We start from the raw sequence: 3,745 nt of genomic DNA, 5'->3' as shown, positions 1-3,745 counted from the left end.
GTCGGCGACGAAGGCGCGCTGCTGCTCCAGCACGGCCTCGACGTTGTCCGCCATCTCGTTGAACGAACGGGCCAGCCGTCTGAGTTCCGGCGGCCCGCCCGCGGCCGCGACCCGCGACTTCAGCCGCCCGGTGGCGATGTCGTGGGTGGTGGCGTCCAGCACCCGGACCGGTCGGAGCACCCAGCCGGTCAGTCTGAGCGCGGCGCCGACGGCGAGCAGCATGGCAGCGATCTCTCCGGCGCCGATGAGCAGCCAGCCGCGCAGGATCCGGGACCGCAGCTGTCCGGTGGGCGAGTCGGTGACCACGACGGCGACCACGTCCCCGTCCCGGATCACCGGCGAGGCGACGACGAGCCGGCCGCGCTGCCACGGCCACACCTGCCGCGGGTCATGGCTGCGCCGGCTGAGCAGCGCCTCGTCGAACGCCCGGCGGACCTCGCCCGTCCGGGGGACGAACCAGTCGTCGGGCGCATTGGCCATGGCGGCGCCGTTGCGGTAGAAGACCCCCGCGCGGATGCCGTAGACGCCGTGGTAGTTCTGCAGTTCGCTGCGCAGGCTCGCCCGGCGCTCGTCCGTGGTGGTGCGGCGGGAGCCGCCGGGCGCGTCGGTGACGAACTGGGCGAGCGCCGCGAAGCGTGCCGTGTCGTCGATCCGGTCGACGACGACCCGCTGCTGCTGGGCGGCGGCCACGCTGCCGGCCAGAGGGATGCCCAGGGCCAGCAGCACGGCCGCCAACAGGACGATGAGCAGCGGCAGGAGGCGTGTGCGCACCCGTCCCCGCTAGGCGGCCGGGGCGACGAGCCGGTAGCCGACGCCGCGTACGGTCTCGATCAGCGCGGGCATGCGCAGTTTGGCACGCAGGGAGGCCACGTGCACCTCCAGGGTGCGGCCGGTGCCCTCCCAGCTGGTGCGCCAGACCTCGCTGATGATCTGTTCGCGCCGGAAGACCACTCCGGGCCGCTGGGCGAGCAGCGCGAGCAGATCGAACTCCTTGCGGGTCAGCTGGACGACGGCGCCGCCCACGCTGACCTGACGGGTGGGCAGTTCGATCCGGACGGAGCCGAGGTGCAGCGCGTCCTCGCCGGCGGTCGTGGGGTCCTCGTGGGCGGTGCGCCGGCTGACGGCGTGGATCCGGGCGAGCAGTTCCCCGGTGTCGTACGGCTTGACGACGTAGTCGTCGGCGCCCATGTTGAGCCCGTGGATGCGGGAGCGGACGTCGGAGCGCGCGGTCACCATGATCACCGGGGTGCTGGTGCGTTTGCGGATCTTGCCGCAGACCTCGTAGCCGTCCTGGTCGGGCAGGCCGAGGTCGAGCAGGACGACGCCGAAGCCGGTGCCCTCGGGGACGAGCGCCTGGAGGGCCTCCTCGCCGCTGCGCGCGTGGGTGACCTGGAAGCCGTGCCGCGCGAGGACGGCGGACAGGGCCGCGGCGACGTGGTTGTCGTCCTCGACGAGCAGCAGTCTCATCCGGCCCCCTCCGGTTCAGCGGTCGTACGGTCTCGGTTCGCGACGCGTCGGCCATGTGCGTCCACGCGCGCGTGCACCATGGCAGTGACGCTGATGGTTAAGGACGGCGTCAAGAGGGTTCGGGTTGCCTGTCGCTACCGTTACCCGGCCGATATGCGCGGCGGTCGCAGATGCTACGACATGTGTCCGATTGCTATCGGATCGTGATGCTCAAGTCTCCCTCAGATGTGATGACGCAGGTCACAGGCCCTTACTAGTGTCCTCGGAAACCCGAGGAGGACGGAGCCTGAGAGCGATGACCAAAGTAACGGTGGCCAAGGAGGACGCGGCCACGTCCGACGAACTGGTCGTCCTGAAGAGCGTCAACAAGCACTTCGGCGCGTTGCACGTGCTCCAGGACATCGACCTGACGATCGCCCGCGGCGAGGTCGTCGTGGTCATCGGGCCCTCCGGGTCCGGCAAGTCGACGCTGTGCCGCACCATCAACCGCCTGGAGACGATCGATTCGGGCGTGATCACGATCGACGGCAAGCCGCTGCCGCACGAGGGCCGCGAACTGGCCCGGCTGCGGGCGGACGTCGGGATGGTGTTCCAGTCGTTCAACCTCTTCGCGCACAAGACCGTGCTCGAGAACGTGATGCTGGGCCAGGTCAAGGTCCGCAAGGCGGACAAGAAGCAGGCCGAGGAGAAGGCCAGGGCCCTGCTGGACCGGGTGGGCGTGGGCACCCAGGCGGACAAGTACCCCGCCCAGCTGTCCGGCGGCCAGCAGCAGCGCGTCGCGATCGCGCGGGCGCTCGCCATGGGCCCCAAGGTCATGCTGTTCGACGAGCCGACCTCGGCCCTCGACCCCGAGATGATCAACGAGGTCCTGGATGTCATGCAGCAGCTCGCGCGCGAGGGCATGACGATGATCGTGGTCACCCACGAGATGGGCTTCGCGCGTTCGGCGGCGAACCGGGTCGTCTTCATGGCGGACGGCCGGATCGTCGAGCAGGCCGCGCCCGAGCAGTTCTTCAGCAACCCGCGCAGCGACCGGGCCAAGGACTTCCTGTCCAAGATCCTGCACCACTGACCGCGCGGGGCCCGGCGCCCGCGCCGTCCGGGCGCTCCCTCAGACGGACCTCGTTCCTCACCACGCAAAGGATGTTCACCATGAAGCTCCGCAAGGTCTCCGCCGCAGCGGCCGTCCTTCTCTCCCTCTCCGTGGCCGCCACCGCGTGCGGCGGCGACGACAAGAAGGACGACAACGGCTCCTCCGGTGGCGGCAAGAAGATCACCGTCGGTATCAAGTTCGACCAGCCGGGCATCGGCCAGAAGACCCCGCAGGGCTACGCGGGCTTCGACGTCGACGTGGCCACCTACGTCGCCAAGAAGCTCGGTTACGGCGCCGACCAGATCGAGTGGAAGGAGTCGAAGAGCGCGGACCGCGAGACCATGCTGCAGCGTGGTGACGTCCAGTTCATCGCCGCCTCGTACTCGATCACCCCGGAGCGCCAGCAGAAGGTCGACTTCGCCGGCCCGTACCTGCTGGCCCACCAGGACGTGCTGCTGCGCGCCGACGAGAACAAGATCAAGTCGCCGGCGGACCTGAACAACAAGAAGCTGTGCTCGGTGGCCGGCTCGACCTCGGCGCAGAACGTCAAGAAGACGCTGGCCCCCAAGGCCAACCTGCAGACGTACCCGACGTACTCGGCATGTCTGTCCGGTCTGCAGAGCGGTGCCATCGACGCCCTCACCACCGATGACTCGATCCTCGCCGGTTACGCCTCCCAGGCCCAGTTCAAGGGCAAGTTCAAGCTGGGCGGCTTCAAGATGACCAACGAGAACTACGGCATCGGCGTCAAGAAGGGCAGCGACCTCAAGGCCAAGATCAACAAGGCGCTCGAGGACATGGTCTCCGACGGTTCCTGGGAGGCTGCCGTGAAGAAGAACTTCGGCCCGGCGAACTACAAGAACGAGCCCGCCCCGAAGATCGGCGACATCAAGAGCTGAGGCAATGCCCGCCGGTGCGCCGCCCCTGACGGCGGCGCACCGGGGCATCCCTACACGCGGAAGCGCGGGAGATCGTGTTCGACTTTCTTGGACGTTACGACGTACTGGGCGCCTTCTGGACGACCGTGCAGCTCACCTTGCTGTCGGCCGCCGGCTCCCTGGTCTGGGGCACCCTGCTGGCCGGCATGCGGGTGGGCCCGGTGCCGCTGATGCGCGGCTTCGGCACCGCCTACGTGAACATCGTGCGCAACATCCCGCTCACGGTGATCATCCTCTTCTCCTCGCT

General features: G+C 68.9%; 5 protein-coding genes. 3 read left to right on the top strand and 2 right to left on the bottom strand.

The window, feature by feature from the left end; genetic code table 11:
- Positions 1-771, bottom strand: a 771-nt coding sequence (locus IE312_RS41100) for a HAMP domain-containing protein (protein ID WP_229900233.1), incomplete at its 3' end; no start/stop codon positions are given.
- Between the two features lie 9 nt (positions 772-780).
- Positions 781-1,467, bottom strand: a complete 687-nt coding sequence (locus IE312_RS20935) for a response regulator transcription factor (protein ID WP_189983888.1) — start codon at positions 1,465-1,467, stop codon at positions 781-783.
- 295 nt (positions 1,468-1,762) lie between these two features.
- Between IE312_RS20935 and IE312_RS20930 the strand changes: the two genes are divergently transcribed.
- The 3 genes from IE312_RS20930 to IE312_RS41095 form a co-directional block, all read left to right on the top strand.
- The gene (locus IE312_RS20930) at positions 1,763-2,539 is read left to right on the top strand and encodes an amino acid ABC transporter ATP-binding protein (RefSeq protein WP_189983887.1); all 777 of its coding nucleotides are present in this window, start codon (positions 1,763-1,765) and stop codon (positions 2,537-2,539) included.
- Positions 2,540-2,619: 80 nt separating this feature from the next.
- On the top strand, positions 2,620-3,459 hold the full coding sequence (locus IE312_RS20925; protein WP_189983886.1) for a glutamate ABC transporter substrate-binding protein: 840 nt from the start codon (positions 2,620-2,622) through the stop codon (positions 3,457-3,459).
- 74 nt (positions 3,460-3,533) lie between these two features.
- A partial coding sequence (locus IE312_RS41095; RefSeq protein WP_229900232.1) for an ABC transporter permease subunit occupies positions 3,534-3,745 on the top strand: 212 nt, incomplete at its 3' end.

The organism is Streptomyces capoamus (assembly GCF_014654935.1).
In the GTDB taxonomy this organism is placed as follows: Bacteria; Actinomycetota; Actinomycetes; order Streptomycetales; family Streptomycetaceae; genus Streptomyces; species Streptomyces capoamus.
Note: the sequence above shows the minus strand (reverse complement) of the source record. Positions and strands in the feature narration are given on the sequence as shown.

Coding starts and splice junctions, on each gene's coding strand:
- IE312_RS20935 (WP_189983888.1), bottom strand. CDS start 1,467: ATGAGACTGCTGCTCGTCGAGGACGACAACCACGTCGCCGCGGCCCTG.
- IE312_RS20930 (WP_189983887.1), top strand. CDS start 1,763: ATGACCAAAGTAACGGTGGCCAAGGAGGACGCGGCCACGTCCGACGAA.
- IE312_RS20925 (WP_189983886.1), top strand. CDS start 2,620: ATGAAGCTCCGCAAGGTCTCCGCCGCAGCGGCCGTCCTTCTCTCCCTC.